Annotated in this window: 14 protein-coding genes; 7 read left to right on the forward strand and 7 right to left on the reverse strand. The window is 67.8% G+C overall.

Annotated features, from left to right (window positions below):
* Positions 1-58 precede the first annotated feature (58 nt).
* Positions 59-304: a hypothetical protein gene (locus ACNO8X_RS24475; protein ID WP_418003104.1), complete on the reverse strand. Its 246-nt coding sequence runs from the start codon at positions 302-304 to the stop codon at positions 59-61.
* Positions 305-530: 226 nt separating this feature from the next.
* Between ACNO8X_RS24475 and ACNO8X_RS24480 the strand changes: the two genes are divergently transcribed.
* From ACNO8X_RS24480 to ACNO8X_RS24495, 4 genes are read left to right on the forward strand one after another with little or no spacing between them, the layout of a single operon-like run.
* Positions 531-1,505 (forward strand): ABC transporter permease, encoded by a 975-nt coding sequence (locus ACNO8X_RS24480; protein WP_418003105.1) that lies wholly within the window; start codon positions 531-533, stop codon positions 1,503-1,505.
* Entirely contained in the window at positions 1,502-2,407 is a 906-nt protein-coding gene (locus ACNO8X_RS24485; protein ID WP_418003106.1) for an ABC transporter permease, read from the forward strand. Before ACNO8X_RS24480 ends, ACNO8X_RS24485 begins: the two co-directional genes overlap by 4 nt.
* The gene (locus ACNO8X_RS24490; protein ID WP_418003107.1) at positions 2,404-4,239 is read left to right on the forward strand and encodes a dipeptide ABC transporter ATP-binding protein; all 1,836 of its coding nucleotides are present in this window, start codon (positions 2,404-2,406) and stop codon (positions 4,237-4,239) included. Before ACNO8X_RS24485 ends, ACNO8X_RS24490 begins: the two co-directional genes overlap by 4 nt.
* Entirely contained in the window at positions 4,239-5,915 is a 1,677-nt protein-coding gene (locus ACNO8X_RS24495) for an ABC transporter family substrate-binding protein (protein WP_418003108.1), read from the forward strand. Before ACNO8X_RS24490 ends, ACNO8X_RS24495 begins: the two co-directional genes overlap by 1 nt.
* Here the strand turns inward: ACNO8X_RS24495 and ACNO8X_RS24500 are convergent.
* Positions 5,902-7,158 (reverse strand): alpha/beta fold hydrolase, encoded by a 1,257-nt coding sequence (locus tag ACNO8X_RS24500; protein WP_418003109.1) that lies wholly within the window; start codon positions 7,156-7,158, stop codon positions 5,902-5,904. The two genes, ACNO8X_RS24495 and ACNO8X_RS24500, sit on opposite strands and share 14 nt — an antisense overlap.
* Before the next feature lie 78 nt (positions 7,159-7,236).
* On the opposite strand from ACNO8X_RS24500, the gene ACNO8X_RS24505 reads away from it, so the two are divergent.
* Entirely contained in the window at positions 7,237-8,439 is a 1,203-nt protein-coding gene (locus ACNO8X_RS24505) for an acyl-CoA dehydrogenase family protein (protein WP_418003110.1), read from the forward strand.
* Here ACNO8X_RS24505 and ACNO8X_RS24510 read toward each other — a convergent pair.
* The 3 genes from ACNO8X_RS24510 to ACNO8X_RS24520 are packed head-to-tail and all read right to left on the reverse strand — an operon-like array spanning position 8,430 to position 13,739.
* Entirely contained in the window at positions 8,430-9,941 is a 1,512-nt protein-coding gene (locus ACNO8X_RS24510; RefSeq protein WP_418003111.1) for a GMC family oxidoreductase, read from the reverse strand. The two genes, ACNO8X_RS24505 and ACNO8X_RS24510, sit on opposite strands and share 10 nt — an antisense overlap.
* Positions 9,942-9,978: 37 nt before the next feature.
* A complete protein-coding gene (locus ACNO8X_RS24515) occupies positions 9,979-12,603 on the reverse strand; it encodes an AAA family ATPase (protein ID WP_418003112.1) in 2,625 nt (874 codons plus the stop codon).
* A complete protein-coding gene (locus ACNO8X_RS24520) occupies positions 12,600-13,739 on the reverse strand; it encodes a metallophosphoesterase family protein (protein ID WP_418006019.1) in 1,140 nt (379 codons plus the stop codon). The genes ACNO8X_RS24515 and ACNO8X_RS24520 overlap by 4 nt, the downstream gene beginning before the upstream one ends.
* Before the next feature lie 89 nt (positions 13,740-13,828).
* On the opposite strand from ACNO8X_RS24520, the gene ACNO8X_RS24525 reads away from it, so the two are divergent.
* A complete protein-coding gene (locus ACNO8X_RS24525; protein WP_260942355.1) occupies positions 13,829-14,329 on the forward strand; it encodes a SixA phosphatase family protein in 501 nt (166 codons plus the stop codon).
* On the opposite strand, the gene ACNO8X_RS24530 is transcribed toward ACNO8X_RS24525, so the two are convergent.
* Positions 14,326-14,865: a DUF3558 domain-containing protein gene (locus ACNO8X_RS24530; RefSeq protein ID WP_043396906.1), complete on the reverse strand. Its 540-nt coding sequence runs from the start codon at positions 14,863-14,865 to the stop codon at positions 14,326-14,328. The genes ACNO8X_RS24525 and ACNO8X_RS24530 overlap by 4 nt on opposite strands.
* Positions 14,862-15,374: a DUF3558 domain-containing protein gene (locus ACNO8X_RS24535; RefSeq protein ID WP_133764266.1), complete on the reverse strand. Its 513-nt coding sequence runs from the start codon at positions 15,372-15,374 to the stop codon at positions 14,862-14,864. Before ACNO8X_RS24535 ends, ACNO8X_RS24530 begins: the two co-directional genes overlap by 4 nt.
* A gap of 147 nt (positions 15,375-15,521) precedes the next feature.
* Between ACNO8X_RS24535 and ACNO8X_RS24540 the strand changes: the two genes are divergently transcribed.
* The gene (locus ACNO8X_RS24540; RefSeq protein ID WP_418003113.1) at positions 15,522-17,255 is read left to right on the forward strand and encodes an ABC transporter ATP-binding protein; all 1,734 of its coding nucleotides are present in this window, start codon (positions 15,522-15,524) and stop codon (positions 17,253-17,255) included.
* The last annotated feature ends 2 nt before the right edge of the window (positions 17,256-17,257 follow it).

Genomic DNA, 17,257 nt, shown 5'->3' on the forward strand with positions numbered 1-17,257 from the left:
ATCTGTCAACGCACTGAATCGCTTCTGGGAGTTCGCCCGCATAGCCGCGGCGACTCCATCAGCCCGGGTCCTGCCCCGGGTACAACGGTGCGGGTCCGGTAATGGCCGGCGCGGCGCTGATGATCGGCCCGACTGTCGTGGCGCTGACGACTGAACTGACCGAGGTGCCGTTGGCCGATGTCGATTGCAGGGACTGCGCCTGCGCTCCGACAAGCACCACGGTCGTGACACCGACGACCATGCTCCCGGCGATAACGCCGATGGCCCACTTGTTGTTTGCTTCAGAATTCTTGGTTTGACTCATCGCGGGTCTCCCACCTAGACGCGATCCGCCACGATTTCGCCACACCATTGGGGCACGCAGCCGGTCATGTTTTTCAAGTCGCTCCGACCGTCAGGTATTCCGCCGAATCAGAACTGGTCGGGTCACCAGCTCAGGAACAGGGCCGTCGCGACCATCGGGCGCCAATCCCGCGGTAGTGCGCCGGGATCTCCTAACCTGTCCAGATGCGGATTCCAGCGAGCAGCCCATGACGCGGTTCCTGATCCGCCGACTGTTCAACTACGCGATCCTGTTGACGCTGGCGACGTTCCTGACCTTCGCGCTGACGTCGGTGACCTTCCACCCGCTGGACAACCTGCTGCAACGCAACCCCCGCCCGCCGCAATCGGTCATCGACGCCAAGGCACACGACCTCGGCCTCGACAAGTCGCTCTTGCCGCGCTACGGCAACTGGGTATCCGGCGCGGTACACGGGGACTTCGGAAAAACCGTTACCGGGCAACCGGTTTCCGAAGAGCTGGGACGACGGGTGTGGACCAGCCTGCGGCTGGTGGCCATCGGGTCGATCCTCGGGTCCATCATCGGCGTGATCATCGGGGCGTGGGGTGCCATCCGGCAGTACCGTCTGTCCGATCGGGCCGTCACCGTGCTGGCACTGCTGATTCTCAGCGCACCGACGTTCGTCATCGCCAACCTGCTGATTCTGGGCGCACTCGGCGTCAACGAGGTACTGGGCTTCCAACTGTTCCAGTACACCGGCGAGACCTCGCCCTACGCGGCGGGCGGCTGGCACGGGTTCGTCGACCGGCTGCAGCATCTGGTGCTGCCGACCACCACCCTCGCGCTCGGCGCCATCGCCGGGTACAGCCGCTACCAGCGCAACGCGATGCTCGACGTACTCGGGCAGGATTTCATCCGGACCGCCCGCGCCAAGGGCCTGACCCGGCGCCAGGCGCTCTTCAAACACGGCCTGCGCACCGCGTTGATCCCGATGGCCACGCTGTTCGCCTACGGGGTCGCGGGCCTGGTCACCGGTGCGGTGTTCGTCGAGAAGATCTTCGGCTGGCATGGCATGGGCGAATGGATGGTGCGGGGCATCAACGGCCAGGACGCCAACATCGTCGCCGCGTTCACCTTGTTCTCCGGGACGACGATTCTGATCGGCGGGCTGCTGTCCGACGTCGTCTACGCCGCCCTCGACCCCCGGGTGCGAGTCTCATGAGCGTCCAGTTCGGAATTCCCCGGGCCCGATTCGCCTCCCGGCGCACTCTGGTCGCACGGCGGTTCGTACGGAATCGCCCTGCGGTGGTGGCGTTGGTGGCCCTGTGCCTCCTTTTTCTAGGCTGCTACGCGCTGCCGCCGCTGCTCCCCTACGCGTACACCGACATGGACTTCAACGCGCTGCTGCAACCGCCGGACGGCCGGCACCTGTTCGGCACCAACGCTCTCGGGCAGGACATCCTTGCACAGACGTTGCGGGGCATGCAGAAGTCGATGCTGATCGGCGTCTGCGTGGCGGTGATCTCGACGGTCATCGCCGCGACGGTGGGCTCGGTCGCGGGCTACTTCGGTGGCTGGCGAGACCGGGTGCTGATGTGGATCGTCGACCTGCTGCTGGTGATCCCCGGCTTCATCCTGATCGCGGTCGTGACGCCCCGAATCCGGCACGAGAGCACGGTGCTGTGGCTGGTGATCCTGCTGGCTGCGTTCTCGTGGATGATCAGCTCGCGCATGGTGCGCGGCCTGACCATGAGCCTGCGCGAACGCGAGTTCGTCACGGCCGCACGGTATATGGGCGTCAGCAATGCCCGGATCATCGCCCGGCACATCGTGCCGAACGTGGCGTCCATCCTGATCATCGACACGACCCTCAACGTCGGTTTGGCGATCCTGGCCGAAACCGGTTTGAGTTACCTGGGTTTCGGTGTGCAGCCACCCGACGTGTCGCTTGGCACATTGATCGCCGACGGCACCCCGTCGGTCACCACATTCCCCTGGGTGTTCCTGTTCCCGGCCGGGGTGCTGGTGCTGATCGTGCTGTGCGCCAACCTGATCGGCGACGGCTTGCGTGACGCGCTCGATCCCTCGGCACGACCACGCCGCCGACGGGTAGCGAAGCGATGAGCGCGCCACTGCTGGAGGTCCGCGACCTCACCGTCAGCTTCCAGACCTCCGACGAGGACGTCTCGGCGGTGCGGGGCATGAACTTTCACATGGCTGCGGGTGAGGTGCTGGCGCTGGTCGGCGAATCCGGTGCTGGTAAATCGGCGACGGCCATGGCAGTGGTGGGGCTGCTGCCCGAACACGCCCAGGTGACCGGTTCGGTGAAACTTCAGGGCAAGCAGCTCGTCGGGCTCGACGACGACGCCATGTCCGAGGTACGTGGCCGCGTGATCGGCACGGTGTTCCAGGACCCCATGTCGGCACTCACCCCGGTGTACACCGTCGGCGACCAGATCGCCGAAGCCCTTCGCGTGCATGACCGTTCGGTGGACCGACGGACCGCGCGCAAGCGGGCGATCGAGTTGCTGGAGCTGGTCGGCATCAAGCAGCCCGCGACCCGCGCTCGGGCGTTCCCGCACGAGCTGTCGGGTGGCGAGCGACAGCGCGTCGTGATCGCCACCGCGATCGCCAACGACCCCGACCTCATCATCTGCGACGAACCCACCACGGCCCTCGACGTCACCGTGCAGGCGCAGATTCTCGACGTGCTGCGCACCGCCCGCGACGTCACCGGTGCCGGGGTGCTGATGATCACGCACGATCTGGGTGTGGTCGCCGAATTCGCCGACCGCGCCATGGTGATGTACGCCGGCCGGGCGGTGGAGAAGGCGCCGGTGTCGAACCTGTACCGCGACCGGGTGATGCCGTACACCGTCGGTCTACTGGGATCGGTGCCGCGACTCGACGCAGAGCAGGGCTCGCGGCTGGTGCCGATCCCCGGCGCACCGCCGTCGATGGCCAATCTGGCGCCGGGCTGCCCGTTCGCGCCGCGCTGCCCGCTCGCCGATGACGACTGCCGGGCCGCCGAGCCTGCGCTGCTGGAAGTAGGACCCGGGCATGCCGCCGCCTGCATCCACACCGACCAGGTGACGGGCCGCAGTGCGGCCGAAATCTACGGGGTGGCAACCGAACCCGAGGCGGTTGCCGAGGACGACGCCGACCGGCCGGTGGTGCTCGCGGTCAGCGACCTGGTCAAGACCTTCAAGCTCAGCGGCGGGATGCTGCGGCGCAAGACCGGCGAGCTGCGTGCGGTCGATGGTGTCAGCCTGCAGCTGCAGCAGGGCCGCACCCTGGGCATCGTCGGCGAATCCGGCTCCGGCAAGACCACCACGCTGCATCAGATTCTGAATTTGACCGCGCCGCAATCGGGTTCGATCACGGTGCTCGGCCATGACGTGGCCGGCCTGAACCGCGACACCCGTCGGGAACTGCGTGGCGACCTACAGGTGGTGTTCCAGGACCCGGTTGCGGCCCTGGACCCGCGGCTGCCGGTGTTCGACGTCCTGGCCGAACCGTTGCGGGTCGGCGGCTTCGACAAGAACCGCATCGAGGACCGCGTCACCGAACTACTCGGCATCGTCGGACTCCGGCACGAGGACGCCGCGCGCTACCCCGCCGAGTTCTCCGGGGGCCAGAAACAACGCATCGGCATCGCCCGGGCACTGGCCCGCCAGCCCAAGATTCTGGCGCTCGACGAACCGGTCTCGGCGCTCGACGTGTCGATCCAGGCAGGCATCATCAATCTGCTACTCGACCTGCAGCAGCGCTTCGACCTCTCGTATCTGTTCGTCTCGCATGATCTTTCGGTGGTCCGACATCTGGCCCACACCGTGGCCGTGATGTACAAGGGCGCCGTCGTCGAACAGGGCGACGCCGCACAGGTTTTCGGCGACCCGCAGGATCCCTACACCCAGCGGTTGCTCAATGCCGTGCCGCAGCCGGGAGGAGAGTGATGGGTGCCCGTCGCAGTCAACTGGTGGTCGCTGTCCTCGCCGTGCTCGCCCTGGTGGCCGGCTGCTCGAGTGAGTACGTCGGATCCAGTGCCGGCGCACCGAAACTCGGTGCGGCGAACGACCTCAACCCGCGAGACCCGGCCACCCTGATGGACGGCGGGAATCTGCGCCTGGCGCTCACCGCGTTTCCGGACAACTTCAACACGCTGAACATCGACGGCAACACCGTTGACACCGCCTCGATCCTCAGACCGACCCTGCCGCGGGCCTTCATCGTCGGCCCGGACGGTTCGACAACCGTCAACCACAACTACTTCACGGACATCCAGCTGACCAGCACCAATCCACAGGTGGTCACCTACACCATCAACCCCAAGGCGGTGTGGAGCGACGGCACGCCACTCACCTGGGAAGACATCGCCGCACAGGTCACCGCGACGACGGGCAAGGACCCGAGGTTCCAGATCGCCAGCCCCAACGGCAGTGAGCGGGTGGCCTCGGTGACCCGCGGCGTCGACGACCGACAGGCCGTCATGACCTTCGCGCGGCCTTACGCCGACTGGCGCGGCATGTTCGCAGGCAATGGCATGCTGCTGCCGAAGGTGTCCACGACCGATCCCGAGGTGTTCAACAAGGGGCAGCTGACCAAGCCGGGGCCCTCGGCGGGACCGTTCGTCATCTCGAATGTCGACCGCGGAGCGCAGCGAATCACGTTGACCCGCAACCCCCGATGGTGGGGCGCCCGGCCGCTGCTGGACAGCATCACGTTCCTCGTGCTCGACGATTCGGCACGTATCCCGGCGCTGCAGAACAACGCCATCGATGCCACCGGGCTCGGGTCACTCGATGACATGGTGCGGGCCCGACGCACCAAAGGTGTCGACATCCGCACCGCGCCGGGCCCCACCTGGTCGCACCTGACCTTCAACGGCGCGCCCGGCTCGATCCTGCACGACCCGGCGCTGCGTCACGCGGTTGCGATGGGCATCGACCGCCAGACCATCGTCACCGTGCTCCAGCACGGCCTGGTGGAAAACCCGGTGCCGCTGAACAACCACATCTACGTCGCCGGGCAGGAGGGCTACCAGAACAACAGCGGCGGGACACCGTTCGACCCGGTGGCCGCACGCCGCGAGCTCGACTCGTTGGGCTGGAAGCTGCCGGCGGGCCGCTCGGTACGGGAGAAAGATGGCCGGCCGTTGACCATCCGGTTCGTCTTCTATGACGCCTCTAGCGGCCGGCAGATCGCTCAGCTCGTCCAGAAGAGCCTCGGTGACATCGGCGTCCGGCTCGATTTGGTGGTGTCCTCGGGCGCAGACTTCTTCAGCCAGTACATCATTCCCGGCAACTTCGACATCGCGGCCTTCGCCTGGCAAGGCGACGCATTCCCTTTGAGCGGCCTGACCCAGATCTATGCCTCCGACGGCGAGAGCAACTTCGGCAAGGTCGGCACACCCGAGATCGACGCCCAGATCGAGCGCACGCTCGACGAATTGGAGCCGGCCAAGGCACAAGCCCTGGCAAACCAACTGGACCGCATGCTGTGGGCGGAGACGTTCAGCCTGCCGCTCGCGCAGTCACCCGGAAACGCAGCGGTCCGAAGCACTTTGGCCAACTACGGTCCAGCGGGCCTGGGTGACCTGAACTACATGACGATCGGATTCACCAAGTCCTGAGCTGCCGGATGGCCCGTGGCAGCCCGGCCGGTACCAACGACTCGGCGGCTGCGGCCGTCGCGATACCCCGAATCATCAGGCGCACTGGGAAATCCAGCGGTGCGTTGTCCAATTCCGTTGCCCGGTCGGGTAATTCGGCATAGTCGCCGGCATATACCGCGGCGGCGATGGTCAGTGCCGAGCCCTCCCGCATGTCGAGCACGCTGTGGCCCGCACTGGGCAATTCCAGCAGTACGGCGCCCGGGATCAGCGCGGCGACCCGCTGCGCCACGGCCGGTGGCGTGATCAGATCCCGGCCACCGGAGATCACCACGGTCGGCCAGTCGAATGCCGGCATCGCGGCCACCAGGTCGAACGGTTCGGCGACGAATTCCGGGTCGCCGGTGGCGGATTCGCGGTAGGCCAGCGCCGGGTCGATCGGCAGGCCGTCGGGCTCGGGGGCGTAGTTGAGCTCCTGGTAACCGATGTGCTCGACCAGGTCAGGTTCATGCCGGTATGGCGTCTTGCTCTCGAACAGCAGCTTGGTGCTGTGCCCGATGGCATGCCACAGCAGGCCCCGCCCAGTGAGCAGCAATTCGAGCTGCTGCTCCAGTACGTCGGGCCCGACCAGGCCGTACAGCCCGGTCGCCAGTTGCACCACCCAGGGCGTGAGTTTTCCGTCCGCCGACAACCCCCGCATGGTGCTGGCCAGGCCCTCGGTCGACGGAGTCGTGCCGTCCCAGAACGCCGCCCGGGTGGCGTCGCGCACCGCGTCGATGTCATCGGCGCAGAGCAGTGGTGAGTCGAGCACCATCGCGTGCACGTGATCGGGGTGACGCACGCCGACACCCGCCGCCAGGTAGCTGCCGTAGGACGTGCCGTACACCACCGCCGACTCGACGCCCACGTCGTCCAGAACTGCGGCAATGTCGTCGACCGCGGCCTCGATGGTCAGCGCCTCCGCGGGCAGGTCCGCGCCGGCGTCGTCGTGCCGGGACATCCCGATGCCACGGTGCTCGACCATGATGACGTCCAGACCGGCAGCCGTCGCCCGCCGGCGCAGGTTCCGGTAATGCCCGATCGACGCCGCACCCGGCCCGCCCGGAATGATCACCAGCGGATGTTCAGCCGGCGGCCCGGTCCGCACATAGAACAGATCGAATTGCTCTGCGCCGCTTGGCCGGACCGGACGCCGCACCGACCGCACCCCGGGCAGCGCAGCGAGCTTGTCGTGCGCGCGGCGGCGTTTGGCGTTCATGGTCATCAGCACCCATTGTGCCGCCTTAGGTTCGGCGCGAGCGTAAGCAGTGCCTGTGACTGTGCTGGTACGTAGAACTGGGATATGACGATCCTCGACCATCCCCGCACCACCGCCTGGGCCGACCTGCTGGCCGATATCGGCGCAGGCGCAAAAGACCGAGACCTGGAAGACGTGAATCCCTTTGACCAGGTGGTCGCGCTCAAACGGGCTGGATTCGGCACCCTGCGACTGCCTGCTGAACTAGGCGGATCCGGACTCACTGTGCCGCAGCTGTTTTCCGCCGTGATCGACGTGGCGCGCGCCGATCCGGTGGTGGCCCACATCTTCCGCACCCACTTCTGGTTCGTCGAGGAGCGGCTGCGCACCCTGGATCAGCCGGGTTCTCGGGCCTGGCTGGAAAAGGTCGCCGAAGGCAAGATATTCGGCAACGCGTTCAGCGAGAAGGGCTCCAACGCGGTGGGCAGCCTGGTGTTCAACACGCGGTTGACCCCCGCCCGCGACGGCGGATTCACCGTGACCGGCGAGAAGTTCTACAGCACCGGAACCCTGTTCGCGGATTACCTGACCGTGACAGCGACCACCGAGCACGACTCGGTGGCGATCGTCATCGTCCCGGCCAATCGAGCGGGTGTGGAGATCGTCGACGACTGGGACGGTTTCGGGCAGCGCCGCACCGGCACCGGCACCACGCGGTTCCAGACCGTGACGGTGCTACCCGAAGAGGTGCTCTCGGACACGCCGTATGGAGCCGAGCCCGTGCCATCGGTGCAGTACACCCTGCTGCAGCTCTACATCCACGCGGTGGTGGCCGGAATCTTGGAGAACATCGTCGACGACGGGATTGCGCTGCTGCGGTCCCGGGAGCGCAGCTTCAGCCATGCCTCCGCGGCGTCGCCGACCGATGACCCGCTGTTGCAGCGCCAGCTCGGCGAACTGTCCAGCTCCGCCTACATTGCCCGGGCCGCGGTGCTGGATGCGGCGGCGGCGATCGGGGCGGCCATCGACTCGACCGGCCCGGACGGCGTGCCCGACGCCGAACTGGTCGTCGAGGCCCAACTGCAGGCAGCCAAGGTGAAGGTGCACCTCGACGACATCGCGCCGCGAGCCGCCACCAAGCTACTGGAGCTCGGCGGTGCCAGCGCGGCCAGCCGGCAACGCAACCTCGACCGGCACTGGCGCAACATCCGCACCATCACGTTGCACAACCCCGTCGGCTACAAGGCGCGCGTTGTCGGACAGAACCTGCTGCACGGCACCGCGATTCCGGCGAACGCCTACTTCTGACCGGTGATGAGGTCGGCGGCCTTCTCGCCGATCAGCACGCTCGGGGCGTGGGTGTGGCCGCGGATGATCGTCGGCATCACCGAGGCGTCGGCGACCCGCAGCCCCTCGACACCGCGTACGCGGAGCTGCGGGTCGACCACGCTGGCCTCGTCGCTGCCCATCCGGCACGTGGTGGTCGGGTGATACAGCGTGTGCGACGCGGTGGTCAGTGCCAACTCCAGCGTCCTGTCGTCGAGGTCGCGCGCGCCCACCGGCCGGGCGATGTCGCCGAGCAGTCCCTGTAGCGCCGGCGCCTGCGCAATATCCGCCAGCATCCGAAAGCCCGCCAGCATCGCCTTGCGGTCGGCGCCCTCGGGATCGGACAGGTAGCGCGGGTCGATGATCGGTTTGGCCAACGGATCGGCTGACGCGAGGCGGATGGTGCCGGTGCTCTTGGGCTTCACCAGGATGGGTCCCATCGCCACCGCGTCGCGCGGGTACGGCTCGCCGATGCCCTCGTCGTAGAAGGGCGCCGGGGCGAAGATCAGCTCGATGTCGGGCTCGGCGAGATCCGGATTGCTGCGGACAAAGCCATACGCCTCACCGACATTCGAGGTCAGCATGCCGCGGCGGCGGGTCAGGTAGTTGAGCAGCTGCACCGGCTTTTCCGCACCGGTCAGCGTCTGGCAGTTGGCATCGAAGCCGAGCAGTGCCACGAGATGGTCCAACAGGTTCGAGCCGACGCCGGGTGCGTCGTGGACGACGCCGATGCCGTGCTCGGCCAGGTGCTCGCGCGGACCGATCCCGGACAGCATCAGCAGCTGCGGGCTGTTGATCGCACCGCCGCACAGGATCACCTCGCGGCGAGCCCGGACGGTCTGGCGACGGCCCTCCGCCTCGTACTCGACGCCGACGGCCCGGCCGTCCTCGAACAGCACCCGGGTTGCGGTGGCGCCCGTGCGCAGATGCAGGTTGGACCGCTTCAGGGCCGGACGCAGGTAGGCGTCGGCGGTGCTCCACCGGGCGCCGCGGCGCTGGCAGACCCTGGTCTCGACGAATCCCTCGTGGCCGGACTGCTTGGCGGCCTCCAGCCACGCGGCGGTGATGCTGCGCGGGCTGCGCTGCGGGCTGAGCACCAGCGGCCCGGCCTCGATCCGGTCGAAGTACTTCTCGACGGCCGCGTAGGACCACTCTTCGCCGGCGAGCTCACCCCACTCGTCGTAATCGGCGGGCATGCCACGGACCCACATCATGGCGTTCATCGACGACGAACCGCCGAGGGTCTTGCCACGCGGCCAGTAGATGCGGCGGTCGGCGAGCTCCGGTTGCGGTTCGGTCGAGTAATCCCAATCGAATTCGCCGCGGAACAGCTTCGCGAAAGCCGCCGGGATATGGATGAACTGGTTCTTGTCAGGAGCCCCGGCCTCCAGCACCACCACCTGCGAGGCGCCGTCGGCGCTCAGTCGATCAGCCAGCACCGCACCGGCAGAGCCCGTGCCCACGACGACGAAATCAGCGATCACCGCCGAAGTCTGTCACGAACCGACCTGGTCTCGGGGGTTAAGCCGTGAGCTCGATTCGCGTCGCCTCGCCGACGCTCGCATAACGCTCGGGGCTGCACGTCAACACGATCACCTGGCCGTCGCCGCCGACCGCGTCGAACACCTCGCCCATCCGGGCCAATCGGCCGGCATCGGTGAAACCCAGTGCGTCGTCGATGATCACCGGGACGGTGTCCTCCTTGGCCACCAACGCCGCTCCGGCCAGCCGGGCCACGATCCCCAGCTGTTCCTTGGCCCCACCGGACAAGCTTTCGTACGGCACGGTGGTGCCCGCGACGGTGCGACTGCAAATCCGCAGATCACTGTCGACCTCGACAGCGAAACTGTCCCCGAACACGATGCGCCCCAACCGTTCCACCTCGGTGCGGAACGGCGCCACGTACCGCTGGCGGGCCTGCTCGCGGTGCCGACCCATCACCGTGCGCAGCAGTTCAGCCGCTCGGGCGCGCCGGCCCACCGCGGCATGCTCGGACTCCGCGTGTCGCAACGCCACCTCGGCGACATCCAGCTGGCTCTGCCGGCCCTGAGTCCCGTACACCTTCAATTGCGCTGCCACATCCCGCAACTGGTCATCGAGTTCGCGGCGCCGGGCACCGATGCGGGTCAAATCCGCGGTGGCCGCCGAGAGTTCCGCGTCCACGACGTCGGGTGTGGTGGCAGCCAGCGCGGCCGCGAGTTCCTGTTCGCGTGTGGTGGCGACGGCAGCCTGCTCCCCCAGCGTGGCGACGCGCTGGGTCAACGCGGCATCGTCTTCGAGCTCGCTCTGCCGGGTCAGTCGCGCGGTCGACTCGGTGAGCGCCGTCGTCGCTGCCGTCACCTTCTCGCGCGCGATCGTGGCCGCAGTCAGCGCGGCAGCCGCCGCGGCCGCCGCAGCAGTGGCCGTGTCGCGACACTGCTCGTAATCGGTTGCCGCACGCCGCTGTTCGGCGTCGGCGGCCTCCAGCTCGGCCCGGGCAGCGCCGACATCGATGGGCTCGGTGTCGCCGAGCTGCTCCCGCAGCCCCGCCAGCCGAGCCGCCAGCGCCTCGACCGTATCGGCGCCGAGCAGGGTCTGCCGGGTGACGGTCAGCCGATCACGCTCGGCTTCGAGTTCGCGTCGCCGGGTGTCCAGCGCACGAGCGGCCTCCACCTCGGCTACCCCGTGCGGCTGGAGTGCGGCCGCCAGCGCATCACGTGCGGCGTCGAGAACTGCGCTGGTGTCCGAGGCCGGGGTGCCGGGCAGCACCCGCACCGTCAGGAGACCGGGGAGCTCGACATCGGTCTGGGCACCCACGCTGGTGGTCCACTCGGCCCCGGCGGACAACGTCACGTCCTGATCGCCGACCCGCAGCTCAACGTCGCCCTGCGCGACCAATTCGATTCGCGCCGAGGCGAGTTCCGCCGCGGCGGCGGCGCGGTCCACCGCTGCCGCGGCGGTTTCGATGGCGCGCATGGCGGCACCGGTCAGCGTGATCTTGGCCAGCTGCTCGGCGACCACCGCCAGTTCGGTCGCGGCAGCCTGCACCCGCTCCAGCTGTCCGGCCAACCGGGCGGCTTCAGCGCGCTGCGAGAGTTGGTCCACCACCTGCCGCGCCGCGTCCAGCCGTGCGCGCCCGGTGTCCACCACAGAACGTGCCACGGCCACGGCGTTGTCTGCGGCCTGCTGGAGCTGCACCGCAACCGCCTGCTGCTGTCCGGCCTGCTCGGCCGCGGCGGTCAGCTCACCGATGCCGGCGGTCCGCTGTGCGACGTCGGCGTGCAGCCGCTGCCGCTCGTCCAGTGCGCTGCGCGCTGCCGTCGCCGAGGCCACCGCAGCCTGCGTCTGTACCCGTGCCTGCGTCAGGTCGTCGCGGATTCGCGCCACCGCCCCAGCCGCCTCACGGGCCGCAGCCAGGCGCACCTCAGCCGCTGTCAATTGCTCAGCGGCCGTGGCCAATTCCGCGGTCAGCTCACCGTGCCGCCGGACCGCGTCGTCGACCTCGGCCACCGCAGCGGTACGCGTGCTCACCTCGGCCTGCGCGGCCTTCAGACCTTTGACGGCCTCGGCCCAGACGCCGGTGGCACGACCGGTCTGGGTGAAGTACTTCAAGAATTCGGCGTCGATCCGGTCGACCAGCAGCGGCTCGTTACCCGACAGCGCGCCCTCGAGCGCACCGGCCTGACCCGCCGCGACATCGAGTGCCCGGGCCAGCGCGTCGCATCCGGCCAGATCGACCGGCACCATGGCGGCCGACTGCAGGATGCGTTGGGCCCGCCAGAGTTCGGTGTCGACGGTCTCGTCAAGCATGGCCCGCACCCGGTCATGCGCCTCGTCGCCGGTGAGCTGCTCGCGGCGCGGCGACAGAACCGTCAGCCGCGTCTCGGCCTTCTTGTGGAACCGCTTGTAGTACTCGAACCGGTAAGGGCCGGTGGAGATTTCAGCCGTCACCTCGGCACCCACATCGGCGTGGGTCGGCTTGACCTGCTTGACCTCTTTCTTGGTCGAGCGGTCCTTGGCGTCCAACAGCAGATCGAGCGCCTCGATCATGGAGGACTTGCCGATCTCGTTGGCGCCGGCGACCACCACCACGCCGCGATCGGGAAAGTCGATCTCGCGGTGGGTGATCCCGCGGTAATTGGTCAGGACCAGGCGGTGCAGCTTCATGCCGCTGTCCCCCGATCGACCAGGCGCAGCAGCAGCGCGAGCGCCGCGCGGGCGTCGTCGGCGCCGTCGCCCGACGCACTTGCGGTGCCGACCAGTTCGTCGACCGCCGCCGCGGCGAATCCGCCGATGCCCAGGTCCGAGAATTCACCGTCCGCCGGGACCACGACGAGGTCGGTGTGCCGCTCCCACGTGGTCAGCGCGGCGAACAGGCGCGCGTAGCGATCCAGGCACGCGTCGAGCACGGCCTTGTCGGAGATCGTCAGCGAGCCCGTCAGCGCCAACCGGACCACCGTGCGTTCCTTGTCCGGCAGCCCGTCGAGATTCAGGTCCAGATCGGCGATGTCACGATCGGTGTCGACGATGCGGCGCAGCGTGACGAACCGCCACTGGCCCACCCGTCGGGCGTCGACCTTCACCGTCTGATCCGCTTCATCGACGTCGACCACCAGGACATGGCCCGAATCCGCTTCGATGTCATCGTAATTCGTGACTTCCGGTGCGCCGGAGTACCAAATCCGGCCTGTGCTGCCCACTTCGGTGCGAGAGTGCTTGTCCCCCAGCGCCACATAGTGCACAGCGCCGCGTTGCACCGCAGCTTCCACCGCGTCCAGCCGGATCAGCGACGGTTTGGTGGGATCAGGGTCCAGCACGTCAACCCCGCCGTGGCCCACCACAATTCGGGTGACGCCGTCGGCCGGAAGATCGGCCACCGCGTCGCCCGTCAGGTCCGTGGTGGGCGCCTTGGAGCGCCACGGCGCACCGATGATCTGCACACCGGGGCGCAGCTCGTGCACGCCGTCGAGCACTGTGACGTTCGGTGGGCATTCGGCCAGGAACAACGTGCTGGTGTACACCGACGCCGGATCCAGCGGATCGTGGTTGCCGGGCAACAGGAATACCGGGATCTTGATGGCCCGCATCGCCTCCAGCGACAGGCTGACCTCGCGCGGGTCGAGCTGGTTGTGCTCGAAGACGTCCCCCGCCACGACAACGAACTCGGCACCGACTTCGGTGCACAACGCACCGACGCGAGCCACCGCGTCACGACGCGCGGCCGAGTAACGCGGTTGCGCCTCACCGCCCAGGAAATGCCGGGTCATGCCGAGCTGCCAGTCGGCGGTGTGCACGAAACGCATCTCGGCGTCCCCTTTCTTGCGCTGTTCGAAATCTCCTGCGGCGAGTGTAAATCCGGGCACCGACAACTCTGGGGATCTACGGTGGGCGGGTGGCCACCCGAACATTGATCCTGCTGCGGCACGCGAAATCCGATTACCCCGACGGGGTCGCCGACCATGAGCGGCCGCTGGCCAAGCGCGGCATTCGCGAAGCCGCGCTGGCCGGAGACTGGATTCGGGAACATCTGCCGTCCGTCGATGCCGTCCTGTGTTCGACGGCCACCCGAACCCGGCAGACCCTGGCCCGCACCGGCATCACCGCGCCCGTGACGTACGTCGAACGCCTCTACGACGCCACCGCAGGCATCGCCATCGACGTCATCAACGGCGCGCCGGAGGCGGCGAACACCGTGCTGGTGATCGGCCACGAACCGGTCATGTCATCGCTGGCGCTGAGTTTGGCGTCGCCCGACACCAGCGATCGCGATGCCGCCGGCCAGATCGCGATGAAGTACCCGACGTCAGCGATCGCGGTCCTGCAGACCGACCGGCCGTGGTCGCAGCTGGAACTGCGCAGCGCCACGCTGGCGCAGTTCCACGTCCCCCGTTAGGAGTTGGTGGCGAGCGTCAGCTCCATCAGCTTGGTGGCCATGCCGCAGGTATCCGCGCCCGGACCCTGCGGGTTGACCCACCAGCCCACGACACCGGCGGCGTCGCTGGCCACACCGCACGAACCGTTGGGGTCGTTCGGGTGCATGATGATCGACTTCACGCCGGCGATCGACTTGTTCTCGTACTTGTAGTTCAGGTGCTGGGCGACCTTCGTTTCTTCGTCGAGGCTGCCCTGCTCGTACCAGAACCGGGTGATGTCGATGAGGCCCGCCGTCTGGTTCAGCGCCTGCCACCGGCACACCGCGCCCACGAAGGTGCTCTGGATGTCCAGCGGGTCCGCGCCGACCGTCTTGGCCAGCACGTCATTGGTCAGCACGTCGCATTCTTTGAGCAGGTTGGGGTACGAGTCCGCCGAGTGCTCGCTACCGCCGCCTGCGCCTTCCTTCAGCGCGGTGCCCTCGACCGACCGCGCGCAGCCCACCAGCGCCAACGCCGACATCACGACGACCGCCCCAGCCAGTTTCCGCTGTGTCATTTCGCGTTCGCAATCGATTGCCGGGCCAGTTCCTTCGCGATGTCGCACGGGTCGGGGAACGGCTTCTGGGAGAAGCTGATGGACCATTCGATGAAGTCGTCATCGAACTGGATGCCGACCTCGCACAGGCTCTTGCCGATCATCGGGTCCTCACCGAGTGCGACGAAACCGGAGTGGCCCTGGATGTTGATGTCGTTGACGTCCGCACGCGTCCGTTCCTCGGTCTTGCGCTCGCGGCCGATTGGGCTGCCCCGGTACCAGGTGAACGAGAAGTGCGGACCGAGAATGCCGCCGTTGACCAGCCACTGGCACCCGACGGAGTTCTTCGCGGTGTTGACGAGGCCGGCGACCTGGGTGAGCTGGCCGACGGTCTGATCACTGACGCCACCACACACCGGGAACATCGGGCCATGCTTGGCCGGGCCGGATGCGGACGGGCCCGACTGGCCGCCCGCGGGAGCGCCGCCGCCGTTGCCATCGTCCGAGCAGGCGGACATCGCCGGAATCATCGCCGCGGCAAGCACGGTCGCGGCGGCGGTCTTCACCTGTCTGCGGGTCACGCCATGCACTGTAGCGGCAGGTTCTGAGGTCAACCACCGACATGCCGACTGACCTGGTCTTTCTGCAAGCATTCTCGGGTGTGCCACAGTAACCGCATGCTCTGGGCACTGCTGCGGCAGTACACGAGGCCGTATCGGCGGCAGCTGACGGTGGTGGCGACGCTGCAACTGATCAGCACGCTGGCTTCGCTGTATCTGCCAACGCTGAACGCCCGGATCATCGACCACGGCGTCGCACGCGGCGATACGGCCGTCATCGGGCGGCTCGGCGCCATCATGCTCGGTGTCAGCGCGCTGCAGGTGCTGTGCGCGATCGGCGCGGTCTATTTCGGCTCCCGCGCCGGCATGGGTTTCGGACGCGACCTGCGCTGGACGGTGTTCCGCCAGGTGCTCGGCTGGTCGAATACCGAAGCCGTGCGGTTCGGGGCGCCCACGCTGATGACCCGCACCACCAACGACGTCCAGCAGATCCAGGTCCTGGTGCAGATGACCTGCACCATGCTGATCACCGCGCCGATCATGAGCATCGGCGGCATCGCGATGGCCGTGCACCAGAACGCCGGCCTGTCCTGGCTGCTGCTGGTCAGCGTGCCGGTGATGGCGGTGTGCAACTACCTCATCATCTCGCGGCTGCTGCCGCTGTTCCGCCGGATGCAGCGGTTGATCGACGGCATCAACCGGGTGCTGCGCGAACAGCTCACCGGTATCCGTGTGATTCGGGCCTTCTTGCGGGAGGACGCCGAACGCGACCGGTTCGCCGACGCGAATAGCGCGCTGACCGACACCACCATGACAGTCGGCCGCTGGCAGGCCCTGATGCTGCCCGCGACCACCCTCGTGGTGAATCTGTCGAGCGTCGCGGTGATCTGGTTCGGCGGTATCCGCATCGACCACGGCCAGATGGAAGTCGGCTCGCTGATCGCGTTCCTGTCCTACTTCATGCAGATCCTGATGGCCGTGTTGATGGTGACCATCGTGCTGGTGATCCTGCCGCGCGCGTCGGTGTGCGCCGAGCGGATCACCGATGTGCTCGCCACCGAGCCGACGATCGTGTCCCCCGATACGCCTGTGGTACCGGACGTTCGGCGCGGGGAAATCCAGGTAGCGGGGGCCACCTTCGGGTACCCCGGGGCCGACGATCCTGTTCTGCACGGGGTTTCGCTGACTGCCCGGCCGGGCGCGGTGACGGCCATCGTCGGATCGACCGGCTCGGGGAAGTCGACGCTGATGGCACTGCTGTGCCGGATGTACGACGTCACTTCCGGTTCCGTGTCGGTCGACGGCGTCGACGTGCGGGACTACGACCCAGAACAGTTGTGGTCGATGATCGGCGTGGTACCGCAGCGCGGGCACATGTTCTCCGGCACCGTCGCCGACAACCTGCGGTTCGGCAAGGCCGACGCCACCGAAGACGAGATGTGGGCCGCGCTGGGTGTCGCGTCGGCTGATTTCGTGGCGGATCATCCCGAGGGACTCGGCATGCCCGTCGCCCAGGGCGGCATGAACTTCTCCGGTGGACAGCGCCAACGCCTGGCCATCGCCCGTGCCGTGATCCGGCGGCCGGCCGTGTATCTGTTCGACGACGCGTTCTCGGCGCTGGACGTCCACACCGACGCCCGGGTGCGGGCCGCGCTGTCCGCCGTGGCTGCCGAAGCCACGGTGGTCATTGTTGCCCAACGCCTTTCGACGGTCGCTGCCGCCGATCAGATCGTCGTGCTGGACAACGGCCAGGTGGTGGGCGCCGGCACGCATTCCGAGCTGATCGAGTCTTGCCCGGTGTACCGCGAGTTCGCCGAATCGCAGGCGATTGTGGCCGGAGGCGTGGCGTGACC

It is taken from the genome of Mycobacterium sp. PDNC021 (assembly GCF_048282635.1).
Lineage (GTDB): Bacteria > Actinomycetota > Actinomycetes > Mycobacteriales > Mycobacteriaceae > Mycobacterium > Mycobacterium llatzerense.

Excerpts from the sequence above, each read along its gene's own strand:
- ACNO8X_RS24475 (WP_418003104.1), bottom strand. The coding sequence starts at position 304 with ATGAGTCAAACCAAGAATTCTGAAGCAAACAACAAGTGGGCCATCGGC.
- ACNO8X_RS24480 (WP_418003105.1), top strand. The coding sequence starts at position 531 with ATGACGCGGTTCCTGATCCGCCGACTGTTCAACTACGCGATCCTGTTG.
- ACNO8X_RS24485 (WP_418003106.1), top strand. The coding sequence starts at position 1,502 with ATGAGCGTCCAGTTCGGAATTCCCCGGGCCCGATTCGCCTCCCGGCGC.
- ACNO8X_RS24490 (WP_418003107.1), top strand. The coding sequence starts at position 2,404 with ATGAGCGCGCCACTGCTGGAGGTCCGCGACCTCACCGTCAGCTTCCAG.
- ACNO8X_RS24495 (WP_418003108.1), top strand. The coding sequence starts at position 4,239 with ATGGGTGCCCGTCGCAGTCAACTGGTGGTCGCTGTCCTCGCCGTGCTC.
- ACNO8X_RS24500 (WP_418003109.1), bottom strand. The coding sequence starts at position 7,158 with ATGACCATGAACGCCAAACGCCGCCGCGCGCACGACAAGCTCGCTGCG.
- ACNO8X_RS24505 (WP_418003110.1), top strand. The coding sequence starts at position 7,237 with ATGACGATCCTCGACCATCCCCGCACCACCGCCTGGGCCGACCTGCTG.
- ACNO8X_RS24515 (WP_418003112.1), bottom strand. The coding sequence starts at position 12,603 with ATGAAGCTGCACCGCCTGGTCCTGACCAATTACCGCGGGATCACCCAC.
- ACNO8X_RS24520 (WP_418006019.1), bottom strand. The coding sequence starts at position 13,739 with ATGCGTTTCGTGCACACCGCCGACTGGCAGCTCGGCATGACCCGGCAT.
- ACNO8X_RS24530 (WP_043396906.1), bottom strand. The coding sequence starts at position 14,865 with ATGACACAGCGGAAACTGGCTGGGGCGGTCGTCGTGATGTCGGCGTTG.
- ACNO8X_RS24535 (WP_133764266.1), bottom strand. The coding sequence starts at position 15,374 with ATGATTCCGGCGATGTCCGCCTGCTCGGACGATGGCAACGGCGGCGGC.
- ACNO8X_RS24540 (WP_418003113.1), top strand. The coding sequence starts at position 15,522 with ATGCTCTGGGCACTGCTGCGGCAGTACACGAGGCCGTATCGGCGGCAG.